Consider the following 19174-nt stretch of genomic DNA (forward strand, 5'->3'; position numbering starts at 1 on the left):
GAACATTTTTTCGAGGTATCAATGATATTATTTACCAAATGAAGAAGGATCTTCACGCCAGGATTTAAGCAATTCAAAATCACTCTCCTGAATCGTTCCCTGAGCCAAAGCCACATCCATCAGAGCCGTATAATTGGACAGCGTCTGAAGTGGAATTCCAGCATCTTCGAATGCTTTAACACCTTTGTCCAGCTGATAGCTGAAGATCGCAAGCACGGCGAGAGGTGTTGCACCTGCTACACGTACAGCTTCGGCTGCTTTGATCGAGCTTCCACCTGTGGAGATCAGATCTTCAATAACAACCACTTTCTGTCCTTCGGTAATCAGACCTTCGATCAGGTTCTCCTTGCCGTGTCCTTTCGCTTTATCGCGAATGTAAGCCATCGGCAGATTCAGCTTCTGAGCTACCCAGGCAGCATGCGGAATACCTGCGGTTGCCGTACCTGCGATGACTTCTGCATCTGGATACTGGTTACGAATGATTGTTGCAAAAGCTTCAGCGATATCGTTGCGAATCTCGGGGTAGGACATCGTTAAGCGGTTATCGCAATAAATTGGTGATTTGATGCCGGATGTCCATGTAAATGGTTGTTGCGGACGCAACGCCACGGCTTTAATTTTCAACAGTTGGGAAGCAATATGATTGGGAATCTCATTCAGTTCGATCATGCGTTCAACATCTCCTTCAAAATGGTTTCTGCCGCTTCTCGCGGATTGGGAGCGCCTGTAATCGGTCTGCCTACAACAATGTAATGACTGCCTCTGGCAATGGCTTCACCCGGCGTCAAGACGCGCGTCTGATCTCCCAGACCGCTACCCGCTGGACGAATTCCCGGTGTAACGGTATGAAAAGCACTGCCGCACGCTGCTCGGATTGCAGGCACCTCCAGCGGGGAAGCAACAACCCCATCCAGTCCGGCCTCTTGGGCTAGTCCTGCATAACGAACCACAGCAGCTTCCACACTTCCCGGAATGCCAATCTCGGTATTCATTGTTTCCAGGCTTGTACTGGTCAATTGGGTCACTGCAATGATCTCTGGCTTGCTTAAGGAAGGATCGGCAGCGATTGCTGCCTCAGCACCTTCACGTGCAGCATGCATCATGATGGTTCCCCCCGCTGCATGCACATTGAACATATCTACACCCAGACGCGTGATACTCTCAGCTCCGCCACGAACGGTATTCGGAATGTCATGCATTTTCACATCCAGAAAAACGGAGTAGCCTTTGGATTTCAGCTCCCGAATAAAGTCCGGTCCTGCTGCGTAGAACAGCTGCATGCCCACCTTCAGATAACAGGGAATGCCTTCAAGAGCTTGTACCAATGCTTTCGCTTCTTCCGCTCCAGGGTAATCCAGTGCCACCATCAGACGGCCAGCCATTTCATTGAAATTCGTGTGATTCATCACCAGCGCTCCCCTCCACTTGCTCATTTTTTCCGTTTTTGCCCGATATAAAGGACATCCCGCCAGCCCGCAGGCTGACTGATGTCCTTCATCAGAGAGTTATTTATTTTACAAAGACAGGCATTGCTTCCGAAGAGAAGTTGATCGTTTGCAGCATGATCAGCAGCGCACGAATCGTATCCAATGAAGTCATACATACAATGCCGTTTTCTACCGCTTCACGACGAATTCGGAATCCATCACGCTGCGGTGTTTTGCCTTTGGTGAGTGTGTTGAAGACAAAGTTCGCTTCGCCGCTGCGAATCATATCGAGAATGTTCGGCGAACCTTCACTTAATTTGTTCACAGTCGTTACCGGAATGTTCGCCGCTTCAAGCGCAGCTGCTGTTCCGCCGGTAGCCATGATTTTGTAACCCAGTCTGTAGAAACCTTCGAGCAAAGGAACCGCTTCGTCCTTGTCTTTGTCTGCTACAGTTACGACAATCGCTCCGGTTGCCGGAATTTTCATTCCTGCGCCGATGAGACCTTTGAACAACGCTTTAGCGTAATTCGGGTCACGACCCATAACCTCACCTGTGGATTTCATCTCTGGTCCGAGGGTAGGTTCTACACGACGCAGCTTCGCGAAGGAGAAGACCGGAACTTTGACCGATACATGATCCGATTCAGGCCACAGCCCGTCGACATAACCAAGATCTTTTAGCTTCACACCCAGAATGGCTTGTGTTGCCAAGTTCGCCATTGGAATGTTGGTTACTTTGCTCAGGAATGGTACGGTACGAGATGAACGCGGGTTCACTTCGATAATGTACACTTGACCATCATGGATAACAAACTGAATGTTAACCAGACCGACCGTTTTCAGTTCTTTTGCAATTTTAATTGTAATCTCTACAATTTTCTCTTTCATATCCTGGGACAGGTGTTGAGGAGGATATACCGCGATGGAATCACCAGAGTGAACCCCTGCACGCTCAATATGTTCCATGATTCCTGGAATCAATACCGTTTCACCATCACAGATGGCGTCAACCTCAACTTCTTTACCCATCATATAACGGTCGATCAGGACCGGATGCTCCGGATTGATTTTAACCGCCTGTTCCATGTATGTCAGCAATTCTGCATCGGAGTATACAATCTCCATCGCACGACCGCCAAGTACATAAGAAGGACGAACCAGTACCGGGTAGCCCAGGCTTTGAGCTGTTTCTACCGCATCATCAACGGAAATGACCGTTTTACCTTTTGGCTGTGCAATCTCCAGACGGGAGAGCAGACGCTCGAACTTCTTGCGGTCCTCCGCCTCATCGATGCTTTCCAGATCCGTTCCGAGAATGGTTACACCTGCATTACGCAGTGGTGCTGCCAGGTTGATGGCCGTTTGACCACCGAACTGTACAATAACCCCTACTGGTTTCTCCTGTTCAATCACGTTCATGACATCTTCGAAGAAGAGCGGTTCAAAGTACAGGCGATCTGATGTATTAAAGTCCGTAGACACCGTCTCCGGGTTATTATTGATAATTACTGCTTCATAGCCTGCTTTTTGCAATGCCCATACTGCGTGTACAGTAGAGTAGTCGAACTCGATCCCTTGACCGATCCGGATTGGTCCTGAACCCAGTACCACAACTTTTTTCTTGTCTGAAGGGATAACTTCATTCTCTGTCTCGTAAGTTGAGTAATAATATGGCGTTGTTGCTTCGAACTCAGCTGCACATGTATCTACCATTTTGTACACTGGGCGCAGGTTCTCGGCTTCCCGACGCGTTCTAACTTCCGCTTCAGTTGTTAATGTGCCTCCAGGTTGACCTTGCGCACGCAGTTCGGCAATGGCGCGGTCCGTGAATCCAAGGCGTTTCGCTTGATACAGAATGTCGGAAGACAATTCGGATTCTTCGCGAATGCGATCTTCGAATGCGATCATACCTTCGATTTTGTCCAGGAACCACCAGTCGATCTTAGTCAGATCCTGCAGCTGTTGCAACGTGTAACCTCTGCGGAATGCTTCGGCAATCAGGAAGATACGCTCATCGTCCGCTTTGATCAGACGTTCGTTCAAAGTAGCTTCATCCAGCGTTTCTGCATCCTTCAGGTAAAGGCGGTGTACGCCGATTTCCAGGGAACGTACTGCTTTGTGAATCGACTCCTCGAATGTCCGGCCAATCGCCATGACTTCGCCTGTTGCTTTCATCTGAGTTCCCAGTTTACGGTTCGCCGAGATGAACTTGTCGAACGGCCAGCGAGGAATTTTGCTCACGATGTAATCCAGTGTTGGCTCGAAGCAAGCATAGGTTTGGCCTGTTACCGGGTTCACGATTTCATCCAACGTGTAACCCATGGCAATTTTGGCAGCCATTTTGGCAATCGGGTAACCCGTTGCTTTGGAGGCCAGAGCCGACGAACGGCTTACACGTGGATTTACTTCGATAACATAGTATTGGAAGCTGTGTGGGTCCAGTGCAAACTGTACGTTACATCCACCCTCGATATTCAGGGCACGGATGATTTTCAGGGAAGCTGAACGCAGCATTTGATATTCACGGTCCGACAAAGTTTGGCTTGGTGCTACGACGATACTGTCGCCTGTATGAACACCTACCGGGTCAAAGTTTTCCATGTTGCAGACAACGATACAGTTATCGTTTTTGTCCCGCATCACTTCATACTCGACTTCTTTCATGCCTGCAATGCTCTTCTCGACCAGACATTGCCCAATCGGGCTGTAACGAATTCCCGCTACCACAGTCTCGCGCAGCTCTTCTTCGTTCGCACAGATTCCGCCGCCTGTTCCGCCCAGCGTATAGGCTGGACGCACGATGATTGGATAACCAATCTCATTTGCAAATTCAAGTGATTCTTCAAGTGTCGTTACGATGACACTCTCTGGTACAGGCTGTTCCAATTCACGCATGAGGTCACGGAACAAATCGCGATCTTCCGCTTTCTCGATGGATGTCAGCTGTGTTCCGAGCAATTTCACATTTTCACGTTCCAGCACGCCTGCACGTGCCAGTTCTACCGCCATGTTCAGACCTGTCTGACCACCCAGTGTTGGCAGCAAGCCATCTGGACGCTCCTGACGAATGATTTGGGTCACGAAATCCAGTGTGATGGGCTCGATGTATACTTTGTCAGCCATGTTTGTATCCGTCATAATGGTCGCCGGGTTGCTGTTGATAAGTACAACTTCCACGCCTTCTTCTTTCAGAGCCTGGCAAGCTTGTGTACCGGCATAGTCGAACTCGGCCGCTTGACCGATGACGATTGGACCGGAACCAATCACCAGGATTTTTTTGAGATCTTTGTTAATCGGCATGTTATTGTGCTCCTTTCACTGCGGCTGCCAATACGGCTTGACGCGGCTTTTGCGGGTTAGTGATTTTGTGCTCGCGAATCATCTCGATGAAGCGGTCAAACAGATAGCTGTTGTCGTAAGGACCCGGGGCTGCTTCAGGGTGATATTGAACCGAGAATGCCGGGAATGATTTATGCTTCAGACCTTCAATGGTCTTATCGTTATTGTTGATATGTGTAACTTCCAGGTCTGTACTCTTCACAGACTCTTCGTTTACGGTAAATCCATGGTTCTGGGATGTGATGAAGCAACGTCCGCTCTCGAGTTCTTTCACCGGGTGGTTTCCTCCGCGATGTCCAAACTTGAGTTTTTCGGTGTCTGCTCCTGCCGCAAGTGCGAACAATTGGTGACCCAGGCAGATGCCGAAGATCGGGTATTCGCCAAGCAGTTCACTGATCATTTTAACTGCGTGAGGTACGTCTTTCGGGTCCCCAGGGCCGTTGGACAGTTGAATGCCGTCCGGGTTCAGGCGACGAATCTCGTCTGCTGTTACATCGTGCGGAACAACGACAACGTCACAGTTGCGTTTGCTGAGTTCACGCAAGATTCCTGTTTTCGCACCATAATCCACGAGCACAATACGTTCAGCCGTTCCCGGGCTGTTGTAGACATGTTCCGTAGAAGTCATTGGCACCTGGTTGCGCAGCTCGGCGATCGTGGTATCTCCCATCATCTCCAGCAGTTCTTCCACAGGCTTCGATCCTGTTGTGAGAATTCCCTTCATTGTGCCGTGGTGACGAATCCGGCGAGTCAACATGCGTGTATCAATTTCGCTGATTCCTACGATGCCGTATTCCTTGAGCAGATTGTCTACGCTATATTCCGCACGCCAGTTGCTTGGCGTTGGCTCATGACGACGCACGACGAAACCGTGCACGTATGGACGAATCGACTCAAAGTCATCACGCGTAATGCCGTAGTTTCCGATCAGCGGATACGTCATGGTTACGATTTGACCGCAATAGGAAGGATCCGAAAGCACCTCTTGATAGCCTGTAATTCCCGTATTAAAAACGACCTCACCTGTAGTTTCACCTTCAGCACCAAATGCTTTCCCGGTGAACAGTGTGCCGTCTTCCAACAATAATCTTGCCTGTGCCTGCATCCCATTTCACTCCTCTGTGTTTATCAACGTTGAATGCATTGGGGTTGAACATGGGAGACGTTACGTTTGGTGCGGCTCCGTGGGCAGAAAACCCTTTGATCGCTGTTATCCCCGGATTACTTTTTATCATTTTTCAAATGATGTAATCCGGTGATAAAGGCGAACGCTTTGCTTCTTCGGGTTCTTTCTGCCCACTCCGCAGTAACGTTGGTGTCCACGTTCAAAATCATGACATTCAACTTTGCTTGTTTCGTATATTGGACTCTCGGCATAATCTGCCTCGAGTTAGTTGTAAAGATGTTACTGATTTACTAATTTGCTGAGTTACCGTTTTACTGTTGTACCGTGTTATTCCACACGCTTTTGCCATCCACCCAAGTTTGTACGGCCCAGCCTTTCAGCTTCCAGCCTGTGAATGGTGTGTTTCTTCCTTTGGTTGCGAACGTTGCAGGATCAACTGCTTTTTCCTCGTTCAGGTCAATCATCGTGATATCCGCTGGTGCTCCCTCTTCAAGCTTGCCTGTATCCAGTCGGAATACACGTGCCGGATCAGCTGTCATGCGTTTAACCAGGAAGTCCAAGCTCCAAAGTCCTGTTTCTACAAACTTCGTGTACAGCAGTGGGAAGGCTGTTTCGAATCCAACGATTCCGAATGGTGCCAACTCCATGCCTTTAGCTTTCTCTTCTTCACTGTGTGGTGCGTGATCGGTTACGATCATGTCCAGCGTACCGTCCAGCAAACCTTCGATACATGCCTGCACATCACGTGGTGAACGTAACGGCGGGTTCATTTTCCAGTTGGCGTCCATGCCCGGGATATCTTCATCCGACAACACCAGATGGTGCGGACATACCTCAGCAGTTACTTTAATGCCGATGGACTTCGCCAGACGGATCAGACGAACCGACTGCTCTGTACTTACGTGGCAGACGTGGTAATGAACTCCCGTTGCTTCTGCAAGCAGGATATCACGGCCAACGTGGATGGCCTCGGATTCATTTGGAATCCCTTTGATACCGTGACGCTTCGAAAACTCGCCTTCCGTCACATATCCACCGACAACCAGTGAGTCATCTTCACAGTGTGCGATCACGGGCATATCCATGCTAGCCGCGAGGCTCATGGCATCTTTCATCATTTGAGCGTTTTGTACGCCTACACCGTCATCCGTGAATCCGATAGCCCCTGCTTCTTTTAATGCGGCAAAGTCGGTAAGTTCACGACCCAGTTCGTTTTTCGTAATGGCTGCATAAGGCAGCACTTTAACCAGATCAGCTTCTTTGGCTTTATCCAATACCAGTTTCACAACTTCCGCTGTGTCTGTAACTGGTCTCGTGTTCGGCATGCAAGCGATCGTTGTAAAACCGCCTTGTGCTGCTGAACGGGCACCTGTCTCGATCGTCTCTTTGTGTTCGAATCCAGGTTCACGCAGATGCACGTGCATATCGATCAATCCCGGAATGACCAGTTTGCCTGATGCGTCTGTCACACTATGCGCTGACTTTTCGGCATCCAGTACGGCTTGGTCTTCCAGACCAGCGATTTTTTTAATTTTACCTTCATCTATAATGATGGTTTTCCGTTCAAGTTCCCCTTTTTGGTTCAAGACGTTCGCATTCTTTATAATCTGTAGCATAATTGCCCTCCGCTTCGGTTCTGTCCGGCTTACCAAGCAAGCCGGATGATTTTCTTTATCGTGTACTCTCTTATTGCTCTATAAGAACTACCGTACCGTCAGCCTATGACCCACAGCCAGACCCTGTTACAGTTTCATCGCACGTTCCATAACCGCCATGCGGATTGGAACGCCGTTTGCCATCTGCGGGAAGATCCGCGATGCTTCACTCTCCACAACCGCGTCATCTACCTCGACGTTGCGATTCACAGGAGCAGGGTGCATGATAATGGTGCTTGGTTTTAGGCGTGATGCCCGTTCTTCCGTCAATCCGTAGTGTTCGCGATAATCCTCAGCTGAAGTAATTAAGCCATGTTGATGACGTTCCAGTTGAACACGGAGCATCATGACTACATCTGCATCCAGCGCTTCTTCAAGACCGACATAAGGAGCATGCTCTGCGAGTTCCGGTGCCTGCATCGTTGGCGGTGCACAGAAGCGTACATCCGCGCCAAACTTTTGCAGTGCCCACAGGTTGGAGCGCGCTACGCGGCTATGCAGAATGTCGCCAATGATGGAGACACGCAAGCCCTTCAGTTCGCCAAATGCTTTCCTCATCGTGTAGAGGTCCAGCAGTGCCTGTGTAGGATGCTCATTGTTGCCGTCTCCGGCGTTCACGAGCGGAACACTCACTTTCTGAGCCAATTGTTGCAGAACGCCTGCCGGTTTCAACCGGATCACCCCTGCATCAATGCCCATCGACTCAAGTGTGCGTACCGTATCGTAGATGGACTCTCCTTTTTCCACACTGGATGCGGCTGCCGTAAAGTTCAGCACTTGTGCACCCAGTCGTTTCTCTGCCATTTCGAAGGAGAAACGGGTACGTGTGCTGTTCTCGAAGAACATGTTCGCAACGAAGCGTGATTCCAGTACAGGAACCAGTTTTTCTTTCTGTGCTTCCCAGTGAGCTGCCCTGTTCAGAATCGACTCGATCTCTCCTCGGCTAAGTTCCTTCAGTCCAAGCAAGCTCCGGTCTCTCAATGCTGGTTGTGTAATCATTATGCTTGCTCCCCCCGGTTCTGAGTGATTTTGACTTCGTCCTGTCCGTCCGTTTCCATAAGTGCAACCTCGATCTCCTCTGATTTGGAAGTCGGCACATTCTTGCCGATAAAATCAGGTCGAATCGGAAGTTCCCGGTGTCCGCGGTCTGCGAGTACAGCCAGCTGAATGTTCTGCGGTCTTCCACAGTCCATTAGGGCATCCATCGCTGCGCGAATCGTACGTCCGGTATAGAGCACATCATCGAACAAAATCACTTTTTTGTTATGGATCGAAAGTGATTCAGGTGTCATAATCAACATTTCCTTGCGATTCGCTTTATTTTCATCCAAGCGGTCATCGCGGTAAGGAGTCACATCCAGTTCTCCCCAGGGTACTTTGGCGCCTTCGATTTCTTCAATCTTGGCCGCGATCCGTTCTGCCAGGTAGACCCCGCGTGTACGGATACCGACCAACACACAATCGTCGATTCCTTTGTTTTTCTCCAATATCTCATGGGCAATCCGTGTTAATGCGCGGCGGATCGCCGTCTCATCCATAATGACATGTGTCTCTGTGCTCATGCGTTCAGCCTCCTCAGGATTTCCCTCCAGATCATGGCCCCGTGACGAGGAGAACAAAAAAGACTCCTTGCCGTGTTTATTGGCAAGGAGTCTCCGAACTTCAGACCGCTCTGAAGAAAGTTTACTCTCGGGGATGCACCGCTTTATTTGCCGCAGCAAAAAACGATGTATCATTCACGTTACCTTGCCAGTCTCACGGGACTGATTTAAAGGTGCTATTCATGTCGTTCATATTGCAGGACCTCACAGGGTTCTGTAGTCAATATGTCCGTTTGTCTTCATGAATTATGACAGAAAGACAACCCCCTGTCAACACCTCACCATCGCAGGTGAAAATCCTCTGCTACGTTCTTCTTAGAATCAGCAGTTAGGCCGAAAAACATCCATGCACATTACATCTCATTGGTTATTCATAATTATACAACGTTTCTGTATATTTATCCATAGGCAAATGAGAAATCCGATATAGCCAAAATAACCCTCTGACTATATTCAATGTTGAGATATATCCCTTCTTTTTAGAACCAACGGTGCGTTTCATCTTAGGGAATATATGAAGGCTCTGCATTAGCTCCAAGTGAAATGGGTACAGTTTATAAACACGAACCCATTCATAGATGCTTAAATAAAGCCGATATACATACGATTCACAAATATGAGTCATAGAAATAAGTTAATCCCTACATTTATGTACATTTAGGAGGAAGTCATGCGTCACATTTGGCACGTTTACAAAACAGACTGGTTGCACATTCTGAAGGTTCCCACAGGTATATTTCTAATTGTGGCTATTATTTTACTGCCCGGGGTGTATGACTGGGTCAACGTGAAGTCCGTATGGGACCCGTACAGTAACACCCAGGGGATCAAAATTGCGGTGACAACTGAGGACAAGGGTGCGACTGTTGAAGGAACCAACGTTAATATCGGAGATGAATTGGTATCGAGTCTGAAGCAGAACGAAAAGCTGGGCTGGACTTTTGTGGACCAGGCTGAGGCTAATCGGGGTGTGCAAACTGGAGAGTATTATGCAAGCCTGCTCATTCCGGGGGACTTTTCATCCAAAATTACAGGTATCGTTGATGGGAAGCTGGAGCGACCAGAAGTAATCTATACCGTCAATGAGAAGGTGAATGCCATTGCTCCAAAAATCACAGGCTCCGGTGTATCTGCGATAACAACGCAAATCAATGAGAATTTCACTGAAGCCGTTAGTGAGGCAGTTCTAACCAAGCTGAAAGAAGCCGGGGTTGAAATTAATGCGCAGCTTCCAACATTACGCAAGATGGAGAATGGCATTTTCACGCTGGAGAGAAACCTTCCGGCTATACAAGCCGCTGGTCAAAAGGTTCTGGAAGTAGAAAAAGCGATGCCTGATATTGTAAAAGATGCTCAAAAGATCGTTGAAATCGAAAAAAAACTGCCTGAAATCAATGAAGCTGCACAGTATGTGCTCAAGGTGCAGGAGTATTGGCCACAAATTAATGATGCGGCTTCTGAAGTACTGGCTATTCAGCGGCGAATACCGGATATACAAAAAGCCGTAGCACGCATTCAAGAAGTGGATGAAAACTTTGGTCAGGTATCAGGTGTCATCCAAACGGCGCTGGATAAAACCGACAAAGCTCTGACTATCGTAACGGCCGCAGAGCAAGATCTGGACAAAGTATCACAAATCGCTGGCAACGGGATTGAGCTGGCCGAAGGCTTGAATCAATTTGTGGATTCCAGTGAAGAAGCGTTTCAGGCGATTGGCCCTGCGATCCGACAAAATCTAATGCTGGTGCAACAGATTACTAACACTGCAGGAGACGTATTTGCACAATTGCAAAATTCGGATCTCAATAACCTTCCTACAGCAGAAGATATCGAACGGATTGCTTCGCGTTTAGGGATTGCGGTAAAACTCGTCGACAGTATGGCAGAACTACTGGGCAACATCAATAACTTGCTTCCAAGCCAACCACTTGCCGATAAAATTACACAACTGAACACCGTTTCAGACAAACTTCAGTTGCAAATCCGCTTGGCTGGCATCATCAGTGATGCCATGCGTCGCAATACAACGCTGCCCGCAGACGTCATCGCGAAGTTAAATACGCTCTCCAAAGACATTGGCAGCGGGATAGGCAATATCTTAAACACCTATGAAAGTGAAATATCACCTGCACTTGCAGCTGGTGCAGATAAGCTCAGGTCTATCCTCTCCACTTCAGCAGAAACTCTGCAAGGAGCAAAGGATCGTATTCCAGATATTGCGGGCATTCTTGCATCAGCCAAAGAAGGGATTACGTTTGGGCAGACCGAGTTGAGGAAAATCCAGAGCGAACTGCCTGAAATACAATCCAAGATCCATGAGATATCAGAGACACTCGCGAACAAAAGTGAAGGTTTTATCCAAGCTTTAAACACCGTCTCTTCATTAATTCGGACTGATCTGCCCAAGCTGGGAAGCAAACTGAACGAAGCCGCTGATTTTGTTCGTCATGATCTGCCTAATGCCGAGAAACAAATAGGCAAGGCATCCGATTTTGTACAGAACCAGCTGCCGGAGGTCGAAAAAGGAGTACACCGCGTTGCCGCGCTTGTACGTGATGATCTGCCAGCATTGGAAAGTGCCATCAGCAAGGCTGCGGACAAGCTCAGGGAAGTCGAAGGTAATAACCAGTTTGCCGAACTTGCCAAGCTGCTGCGCGGCGACATTGAGGAAGAGAGTGCTTTCCTTTCGAGTCCGGTGCAAATCAAGGAAAAGCAACTTTACCCGATTCCGAATTATGGATCGGCCATGTCGCCATTTTATGGCGTGTTGTCCTTATGGGTCGGTTCAACGCTGCTGATCTCTCTGCTTCGTGCTGAAGCCGAGAATCCGGATGGCAAGTTCCGGGGATACGAGTTGTATCTCGGACGTCTTGCTACTTTTCTAACCATTGGATTGCTCCAGGCCGTATGCGTCACTCTGGGAGATATCTTAATCCTGGGTACCTATGTCGCAGATAAACTGTGGTTTGTCCTGTTTGCCATGCTTGTAAGTGCTGTATTTGTCACCATAACGTACACCCTGCTATCCGTATTTGGAAATATCGGCAAAGGGATCGCCATCATCTTCATGGTGTTCCAGTTTTCCAGCTCGGGCGGTACGTTCCCGATCAGCATGACATCACCCTTTTTCCAGGCATTGAATCCGTTCATGCCCTTCACATATGCGATTAGCCTGCTGCGTGAGTCGGTCGGCGGCATCTTGTGGTCTACTGCCATCAAAGATATTTTGTGGTTATGTATGTTCATCGCGCTGAGTCTCATCGTTGCCCTTGCTTTGAAACGACCACTAAGCAGTCTCACCAAACGTTCAGCCGAGAATGCCAAGAAGACCAAGATTATTGCTTAACTCGTGTGCTGAATATTAAACAAGATAAGGCCATTGGACTTTACATCCAATGGCCTTATCTTGTTTTCTTATATGAATCGATACATTTTGATTATTTCACTGAGCGTTCCTGTTCCAATTGATCATAGGATTGCTTGATTGTTGTTAATGTTTCTACATGGCGATAGATGTTGTTACTTGCCGCCACGATAACACATAACATAATCAAGCCTATAACTACTTTTTTCCCCAATCCCGGACGAAGACCGATAACGAAACCCCCACCCAACAGGAAGAACGCAAACAGATAATGTCCCGCATACAGGTACATATCGTATTGAAACACAGCTAATCCAAAGCCCACGACTACATGAAGCAAAAAGGCAAACAGAATATATGGCACAAGGGTCCACACTTCACGTTCACGAATGCCCTTAACGAAGCCCATGAGTGCCAACAGTAAAATAAAGATACCTGTAATCTGCACATAGATTGGATTGGAACGGGATAGATCCGTGACAAAGGCTGCCATGCCCGGGTCCAGTAAATGCATCTTCGGTGTCAACATGGGATTGATGGTCAGCATATTCAATGCTTTCCAGTGAACAGCGAACTGGAATGGGGTTGCATAGCTGGTTCCACCATTTTGAATGCCCAACAGCCAGTTACTAACCCAACTGCGACCTCCAAAGGCAACATACTGAATACCAGTTAATATGACGATGATCAGAACCGCCAGTGCCATGATGCCGATGTATTTTTTCAAATTCGCCTTATTGCGCCATGCATGCATATTGAAGAATGTGGCAGCAGCAAATGGTACGATATTGGTCGAGGTTAGTCCAAAGTTAATGGACGCAATCAATGCATTGGGTACATATCGTACGTCTTGACGCTCACGAGTATACTGCATGTAAACCACTGAGAACAGAATAAAGAACTGTACATACGGATACGAATCCGGGATCAACGCGGTATACATCAGGTAGGAACTGAAACCAAACAACAAAGCGAACAACAGCGGTGTGATGGCCGGCTTGTCTTCTTTTTGACTTAGGAATAGATACGCCAGCACCACTGAACCCGCATTCACCAGCGATTGCAGGATTAGAAAGAACCAGTTGCCTCCCAGAAGTTTCGCTACAGCCGCAAGGGTGACTGCCAGAAACGAAATCAGCGGATGGATAACGGAAGAACTGTTGTCCCCATAATACATTGAAGGATCAAAGTTGAATAAATTAATTGGAAACAGCGTTGTATTAAATGGGGTATACGCCCCAAGCATCTCTGCATTATTTTCAATGTACAGAACATAAGAGCCGTTCATTAAACCATAGAACAGAGCAAATCCCGCAAACAGGTAAAAAGCTGTCCAGTTGGCTCTGCGATTATAAAATAAGTAATCTAAAAAGTTCATGCTTTCATTTCACATCCAATAAATTTTATAGTGCTCGTGTAAATAATCATTAGTTCAAATTAGAACACCAGTAACAGTAGGCCACCCATAATACATGCCACACCTATCCAGCGTAGAGGGCCCACGGTCTCTTTAAATACCAGCCGTGCTATGATGAGAGTCCAGACATATGTTAATGCGTTCGCAGGCAACACTACGGTTAATGGAAGAAACTTCAATAATACAATATTCAGCAACGCACCCGTTCCGTAGAATCCAAGTCCCATGAGTACATGCAGACGATTGCGACTGGAAGCATAAGCTTTCAGTCCGGCCCCGCCCAGTGCACCACACAACGTCATGACAATTAATACGGCAACCATCCAGCTATCGATCAACACTGGTTAATGTCACCCCGATTCCAAGCAACACAACTGCTGCCAGCTTCTGCATCGTAATTTCTTCCCCAAGCAAAAAATATCCATAGATTAAGGCAAATACATAGCTGGCACACATCAGAGGATAAGCAACAGAGAGTTTTTCCAGAGCAAAAGCTTTAATCATCAAAATCGCTCCAAGTCCATAACACAGAAAACCAACACCCAGGTAGATCCACTCGGCTAGTCCCCATTTCCAGAACAATTGACCCGTTGCTGTCAGAAAAGCGGAAACGAGCATCAACCATTTACCAGTATGACGCGATTTTATTTCCCCCACGTTAATGCCTCCATGTCCGGAACACGCTTGTTAATAAAGTATCGTTGACTTACAAGCTGCATGACTGGAAGGTCGGATAAGGAGTCCGAGTATGAACATGACTGGTCATAATCAATGACCATATTCTTCTCACTCAGATAAGCCTGAATTCGGCGTACCTTCTCTTCCCCTTTGCAATTGCTGCCATCAACTCTGCATGTGTAGCCATTCTCATGACGAACCAGTTCAGTTCCAATTACATGGTCCACCCAGGGAAAATTATTAAAGTATTTCATATAGGCATGCGGAGATGCAGTTACCAGCAAGACATGATAACCTGCTTCTTTGCGATGTTGCATCTCTACACTGGCCTCGGCAAAAATGGACGTACGCAAGCGAGTATCAAAGAAATGTTCGAGATCTTTTTCAGACATACGCTCAATTTCTTGAAAGTAGGATCGTTTGACTTGTTCAACCGTCATGAAACCTGCCTTGAATAACACGGTATGTAATGCAATGACAGGTAATCTCCATACCTGCCACGGGTAACGGCGAACACCGTAATGCACAAATTGAAACATGGAATCACTGCGTATGATCGTTTTATCAATATCAAAAATGGCGACTTTCGTGCTTTTCACCCTGATCCCCCTCAGCCTTTATTCAAAGATTGCAAAGATTGTAACAACACTTATCACATACAACATAACCGTAATTAATATAGGCTTGTCCTCAAACAGCACACGATCGGGCGAACCTCCCTGGTTCTTCATGTGGATCAGATACAGGTAACGGAACATGCCGTAAATGACCAATGGAATCGTCCACATGAGATGAATGGTTCGATCTGAAGTGAATGTGAACAGGGAATAACTGATAATCGTAGCTGTCGTCACAATCGTATTGAACTGATCCAGCAACGTAATGGAGTAGTTATCCAAAACCTTGCGGTGTGATCCCGTGTTTCCCTCAAGCAACGTAAGTTCATTTCTGCGTTTGCCAATGGCCAGAAACAACGACAACAACATCGTACATATCAAAAACCACGGTGTGAATGGCACATGGATCAGCACACCGCCTGCAATCGCGCGAAGTACGAAACCGGCTGCAATCGTCATCATATCCAGGATAACGAGATGTTTCAGTACAAAGGAATACGAGACATTCAACAGGAAGTAGACGACACACAATACGCCAAATAGCGGGTTCATCACAAAAGCCGTTCCTACGGAAAGGGTCAACAGAATGATACCGAACAACAAAGCATGAGTCGGATTCACCTGCCCTGAAGCAATGGGACGAAACTTTTTCACCGGATGCTGCCGATCTCTGTCCCGGTCTACATAGTCATTCAAAATATAAACACAGCCTGCAACGAGGCTAAATAGAATAAAACCAAGCAATGTCGCAAGAATGGTTTCGGTCCGAATCTCCTCAAAGGAGAATAGTAAAGCAGCAAATAACAAGAGATTTTTGGTCCACTGTTTGGGTCTTAACAATCTGACTAATCCTGACACTGTACTGCCTGTTCCTGTAGCCGGTGAAGACACCGTACTGGTTCGTGATGATAACAATTGTAATAACTCCCTTCAACAACAACTTCTGTATATAACAAATAACGTAAAGATCTAATCATATGTTGCTTGTATAATTTTGTAAAGGGAGTAAATAAAAAAATCTAATATGAACATAAAAAAAGAGACCGTTTCCGGTCTCTCTTGGTTAGTACATGATTTAATTATTGGGTAATTCAATTAAAATTCGAATTGCATATCGCTCAGACGACGTTTGATCTCAGCGATAACACGTTTCTCTTCCTCTTCACCCTTAGCTTCAAAGGTAACGGAGAAACGAACAAAGTTACCCGCATCATCCCAAGGTACGGACGAGATCAATTTCTCACGGATCAGGAATTGGGAGAAATCTTCGCCGGATTCGAAGCGACGTCCGCCAACCACACCTTTTGGTGCTTCAACATACAGGAAGAAGGAACCTTTAGGTTTTTCAGCCTGGAAGCCCAGTTCGTTCAATGCGGCAACGAGCATGTCGTGACGACGAGAATATTTCTCTGCAATTTTTTCCGTGATCTCAGGGTGATTCAATCCATAAGCAGCAGCTTTCTGAATCGCGATGAACTGACCAGAGTCGTTGTTGTCCTTCACGTCGCTGAATGCTTTGACTACAAGCGGGTTACCCGCTACGAACCCGATTCTCCAACCTGTCATGTTGTAGGACTTGGATAGAGAGTGCAGCTCTACGCCGACATCTTTCGCACCAGGTACCGACAGGAAGCTGAACGGTTTTTTGCCATCATACGTCAATGCCGCATAAGGAGCATCATGGACAACGACTACGTTGTATTTCTTCGCCCACTCCACGACTTCAGTAAAGAACTCCACTGTCGCACTTGCGCCTGTTGGGTTGTTCGGATAGTTCAGGTAGAGCAATTTCGCACGTTTTGCGATGTCTTCCGGAATAGCTGTCAGATCAGGCAGGAAGTTGTTCTCTTTCGTCAATTGAATGTTGAACACTTCTCCACCCAGATACTTGGTATGTGTACCCATAACCGGATAACCTGGAACGGTCATGATGGTCACATCACCTGGATTGATGAAGCATGAAGGCATCATCGCCAAAGCCGGTTTGGATCCAATGGAGTGTACGATTTCAGTATCTGCATCGATGCCTTCTACATTGAATACGTTTTTCAGGTAGGAAGCAGCAGCAGCCTTGAATTCAGGAATACCGTTATCGGCATAACCACGGTTCTCAGGTCTGGAAGCTTCTTCTGCAAGTGCAGCTACAATACCTGCATCCGCCATCTCGTCTGGTTCACCTACACCAAGGTCAATCAGTTCCACATCGGGAAAATCTTTTTTGGCCGAAGCTTTGGCACGTTTGATTTTCTCGAATTTATAAATGTTCGTGTCTTTACCATAGTTGGAGCCACCGATACGGTCGGCAAAATTAGTCTGAATGTAAGTTTCTTGATATTTATCGATACTCATAACGTTGTTCATCTCCTCATTTGACGCAAATTTCTACACTTTAATATGAAGCATTTGCGTGATCAAAGCCATGGACAAAGTATCCGAACATTTGTACTTTCTTGGAGCTGTTAACGACTGCGTAGCGAAGCAAGCACGTCTTCCATATCTTGCGGAATCGGAGCTGAAAATTCAAGGTATTCTCCCGTTGTTGGATGCACAAATCCAAGAATGGCCGCATGAAGGGCCTGTCCTTGCATTTTGATGCCTTTATTCCGTCCATAAGTTGGATCTCCTACAAGCGGGTGACCGATAAATTTCATGTGAACCCGGATCTGGTGGGTACGTCCTGTCTCCAGTTTCAATTCCAGCAAGGTATAGTCATTGATGCGCTCTGTAACGGTAAAATGCGTAACGGCATGTTTACTGTTGCGTTCCGTGACTGTATACATTTTGCGGTCATTGGTATCGCGTCCAATCGGTGCATCAACGGTCCCTTGATCGTGGTTAAGATGACCATGAACGAGCGCGATATAACGTCTGTTCACCGTATGGTCCTTCAACTGAGCAGCCAGTGATGCATGCGCACGATCGTTCTTGGCAGCCATAATTAGGCCGGACGTATCCTTATCGATGCGATGCACAATACCCGGGCGCAACTCTCCATTGATACCCGATAGGTCTTTACAGTGGTACATGAGTGCATTGACGAGTGTGCCAGACGTATGTCCTGGTGCAGGATGCACGACAAGACCACGCTGTTTATTGATTACGATCAAATCGCTATCTTCATATACCACTTCCAACGGAATATCTTCGGCAATGATCTCGACGGCGGCCGGTTCAGGAATCTGTAGTTCAATCAGATCACCTTCGGATAACTTGGCATTGGCTTTAACGACAGCGCCATTTACCGTAACTAATCCGTCTCCAATCCACAATTGAACTTGGGAGCGTGATACGTTATCCACAGCTTCCGTAATATATTTATCGATTCGTTCTTTCTTATGTTCAGCGGCAACGGTCCATTCCATACGCTCATTGCCATTCATTAGTTCTTCATCGTTCATCTGTTCCTCATTCGGGTTACTCATGATGTTCATTCCCTTCAATCTTAGCGGCTGCTTTTTCGCGCCGTCCTTCAAGCAACGTCTCCACAATGATCAACGCTACACCGATACAGATTGCCGAGTCGGCGATGTTGAAAATGGGGAACGTGTAACTTCCGAAATTAAGCTGTACAAAATCTACAACTTCTCCGGTCAGTGCCCGGTCAAGGAAGTTGCCAATTGCTCCACCTAGCACCAAGCTAAGCGCCACAGGCAGCAATTTGTGCGGGGTATCTTTTACTTTTTGCAAATACCAAATCAAGGCAACGACCACAATCACCGTAACCACAATAAAGAACCAACGTTGGTCTTGCAGAATGCCAAAAGCTGCACCTGAGTTACGATGTGATGTGATGACAAAGAAATTGCCGATGACCGGAATTTCTTCTCTCAGTTCCATCCGGGTTGCAATCAGAAACTTGGTTCCCTGATCCAATAGAAATACGATAAAAGCGAGGATATAATACACCACGTTTGTTTGTCACTCCGTTCTTGTCTTTTCCAAACGATAC

General features: G+C 47.1%; 16 protein-coding genes. 1 reads left to right on the forward strand and 15 read right to left on the reverse strand.

Annotated elements, in window-relative coordinates:
• Positions 1-27: 27 nt before the first annotated feature.
• The 7 genes from pyrE to pyrR form a co-directional block, all read right to left on the reverse strand.
• Complete coding sequence (gene pyrE, locus NYE45_RS20415; protein WP_036674850.1) at positions 28-669, reverse strand: orotate phosphoribosyltransferase; 642 nt, start codon at positions 667-669, stop codon at positions 28-30.
• Positions 666-1406 carry an orotidine-5'-phosphate decarboxylase gene (gene pyrF, locus NYE45_RS20420; RefSeq protein WP_340013775.1) on the reverse strand — a complete coding sequence of 247 codons (741 nt, stop codon included), beginning with the start codon at positions 1404-1406 and terminating at the stop codon, positions 666-668. Before pyrF ends, pyrE begins: the two co-directional genes overlap by 4 nt.
• Positions 1407-1509: 103 nt before the next feature.
• Positions 1510-4728 (reverse strand): carbamoyl-phosphate synthase large subunit, encoded by a 3219-nt coding sequence (gene carB, locus NYE45_RS20425; RefSeq protein ID WP_340013776.1) that lies wholly within the window; start codon positions 4726-4728, stop codon positions 1510-1512.
• A 1-nt stretch (position 4729) separates the two neighbouring features.
• Entirely contained in the window at positions 4730-5872 is a 1143-nt protein-coding gene (carA, locus tag NYE45_RS20430) for a glutamine-hydrolyzing carbamoyl-phosphate synthase small subunit (RefSeq protein WP_062835434.1), read from the reverse strand.
• 332 nt (positions 5873-6204) lie between these two features.
• Positions 6205-7509, reverse strand: coding sequence for a dihydroorotase (locus tag NYE45_RS20435; RefSeq protein ID WP_339166539.1), 1305 nt, complete (start codon positions 7507-7509; stop codon positions 6205-6207).
• A 126-nt stretch (positions 7510-7635) separates the two neighbouring features.
• Complete coding sequence (locus NYE45_RS20440) at positions 7636-8547, reverse strand: aspartate carbamoyltransferase catalytic subunit (protein ID WP_340013778.1); 912 nt, start codon at positions 8545-8547, stop codon at positions 7636-7638.
• Positions 8547-9110, reverse strand: coding sequence for a bifunctional pyr operon transcriptional regulator/uracil phosphoribosyltransferase PyrR (gene pyrR, locus NYE45_RS20445; RefSeq protein ID WP_017687330.1), 564 nt, complete (start codon positions 9108-9110; stop codon positions 8547-8549). The genes NYE45_RS20440 and pyrR overlap by 1 nt, the downstream gene beginning before the upstream one ends.
• 709 nt (positions 9111-9819) lie before the next feature.
• Between pyrR and NYE45_RS20450 the strand changes: the two genes are divergently transcribed.
• Entirely contained in the window at positions 9820-12495 is a 2676-nt protein-coding gene (locus NYE45_RS20450; protein WP_340013779.1) for a YhgE/Pip domain-containing protein, read from the forward strand.
• A 91-nt stretch (positions 12496-12586) separates the two neighbouring features.
• Here the strand turns inward: NYE45_RS20450 and NYE45_RS20455 are convergent, their stop codons facing one another.
• From NYE45_RS20455 to lspA, 8 genes are all read right to left on the reverse strand, one after another.
• Positions 12587-13891, reverse strand: a complete 1305-nt coding sequence (locus NYE45_RS20455; RefSeq protein ID WP_340013780.1) for a DUF6080 domain-containing protein — start codon at positions 13889-13891, stop codon at positions 12587-12589.
• Positions 13892-13950: 59 nt separating this feature from the next.
• A complete protein-coding gene (locus NYE45_RS20460) occupies positions 13951-14253 on the reverse strand; it encodes an EamA family transporter (RefSeq protein WP_036660128.1) in 303 nt (100 codons plus the stop codon).
• Positions 14254-14257: 4 nt separating this feature from the next.
• Positions 14258-14587 (reverse strand): EamA family transporter, encoded by a 330-nt coding sequence (locus tag NYE45_RS20465; protein WP_340013781.1) that lies wholly within the window; start codon positions 14585-14587, stop codon positions 14258-14260.
• The gene (locus NYE45_RS20470) at positions 14575-15207 is read right to left on the reverse strand and encodes an HAD-IB family hydrolase (protein ID WP_036614827.1); all 633 of its coding nucleotides are present in this window, start codon (positions 15205-15207) and stop codon (positions 14575-14577) included. Before NYE45_RS20470 ends, NYE45_RS20465 begins: the two co-directional genes overlap by 13 nt.
• Before the next feature lie 18 nt (positions 15208-15225).
• Complete coding sequence (locus tag NYE45_RS20475) at positions 15226-16116, reverse strand: decaprenyl-phosphate phosphoribosyltransferase (RefSeq protein ID WP_340017409.1); 891 nt, start codon at positions 16114-16116, stop codon at positions 15226-15228.
• Positions 16117-16320: 204 nt separating this feature from the next.
• Entirely contained in the window at positions 16321-17574 is a 1254-nt protein-coding gene (locus NYE45_RS20480; protein ID WP_340013782.1) for an LL-diaminopimelate aminotransferase, read from the reverse strand.
• Between the two features lie 110 nt (positions 17575-17684).
• Positions 17685-18647, reverse strand: a complete 963-nt coding sequence (locus NYE45_RS20485) for an RluA family pseudouridine synthase (protein ID WP_340013783.1) — start codon at positions 18645-18647, stop codon at positions 17685-17687.
• Positions 18640-19134 carry a signal peptidase II gene (lspA, locus tag NYE45_RS20490; protein ID WP_062835441.1) on the reverse strand — a complete coding sequence of 165 codons (495 nt, stop codon included), beginning with the start codon at positions 19132-19134 and terminating at the stop codon, positions 18640-18642. The genes NYE45_RS20485 and lspA overlap by 8 nt, the downstream gene beginning before the upstream one ends.
• Positions 19135-19174 lie beyond the last annotated feature (40 nt).

Origin of the sequence: Paenibacillus sp. FSL K6-1318 (assembly GCF_037976905.1) — a bacterium.
GTDB lineage: Bacteria > Bacillota > Bacilli > Paenibacillales > Paenibacillaceae > Paenibacillus > Paenibacillus amylolyticus_A.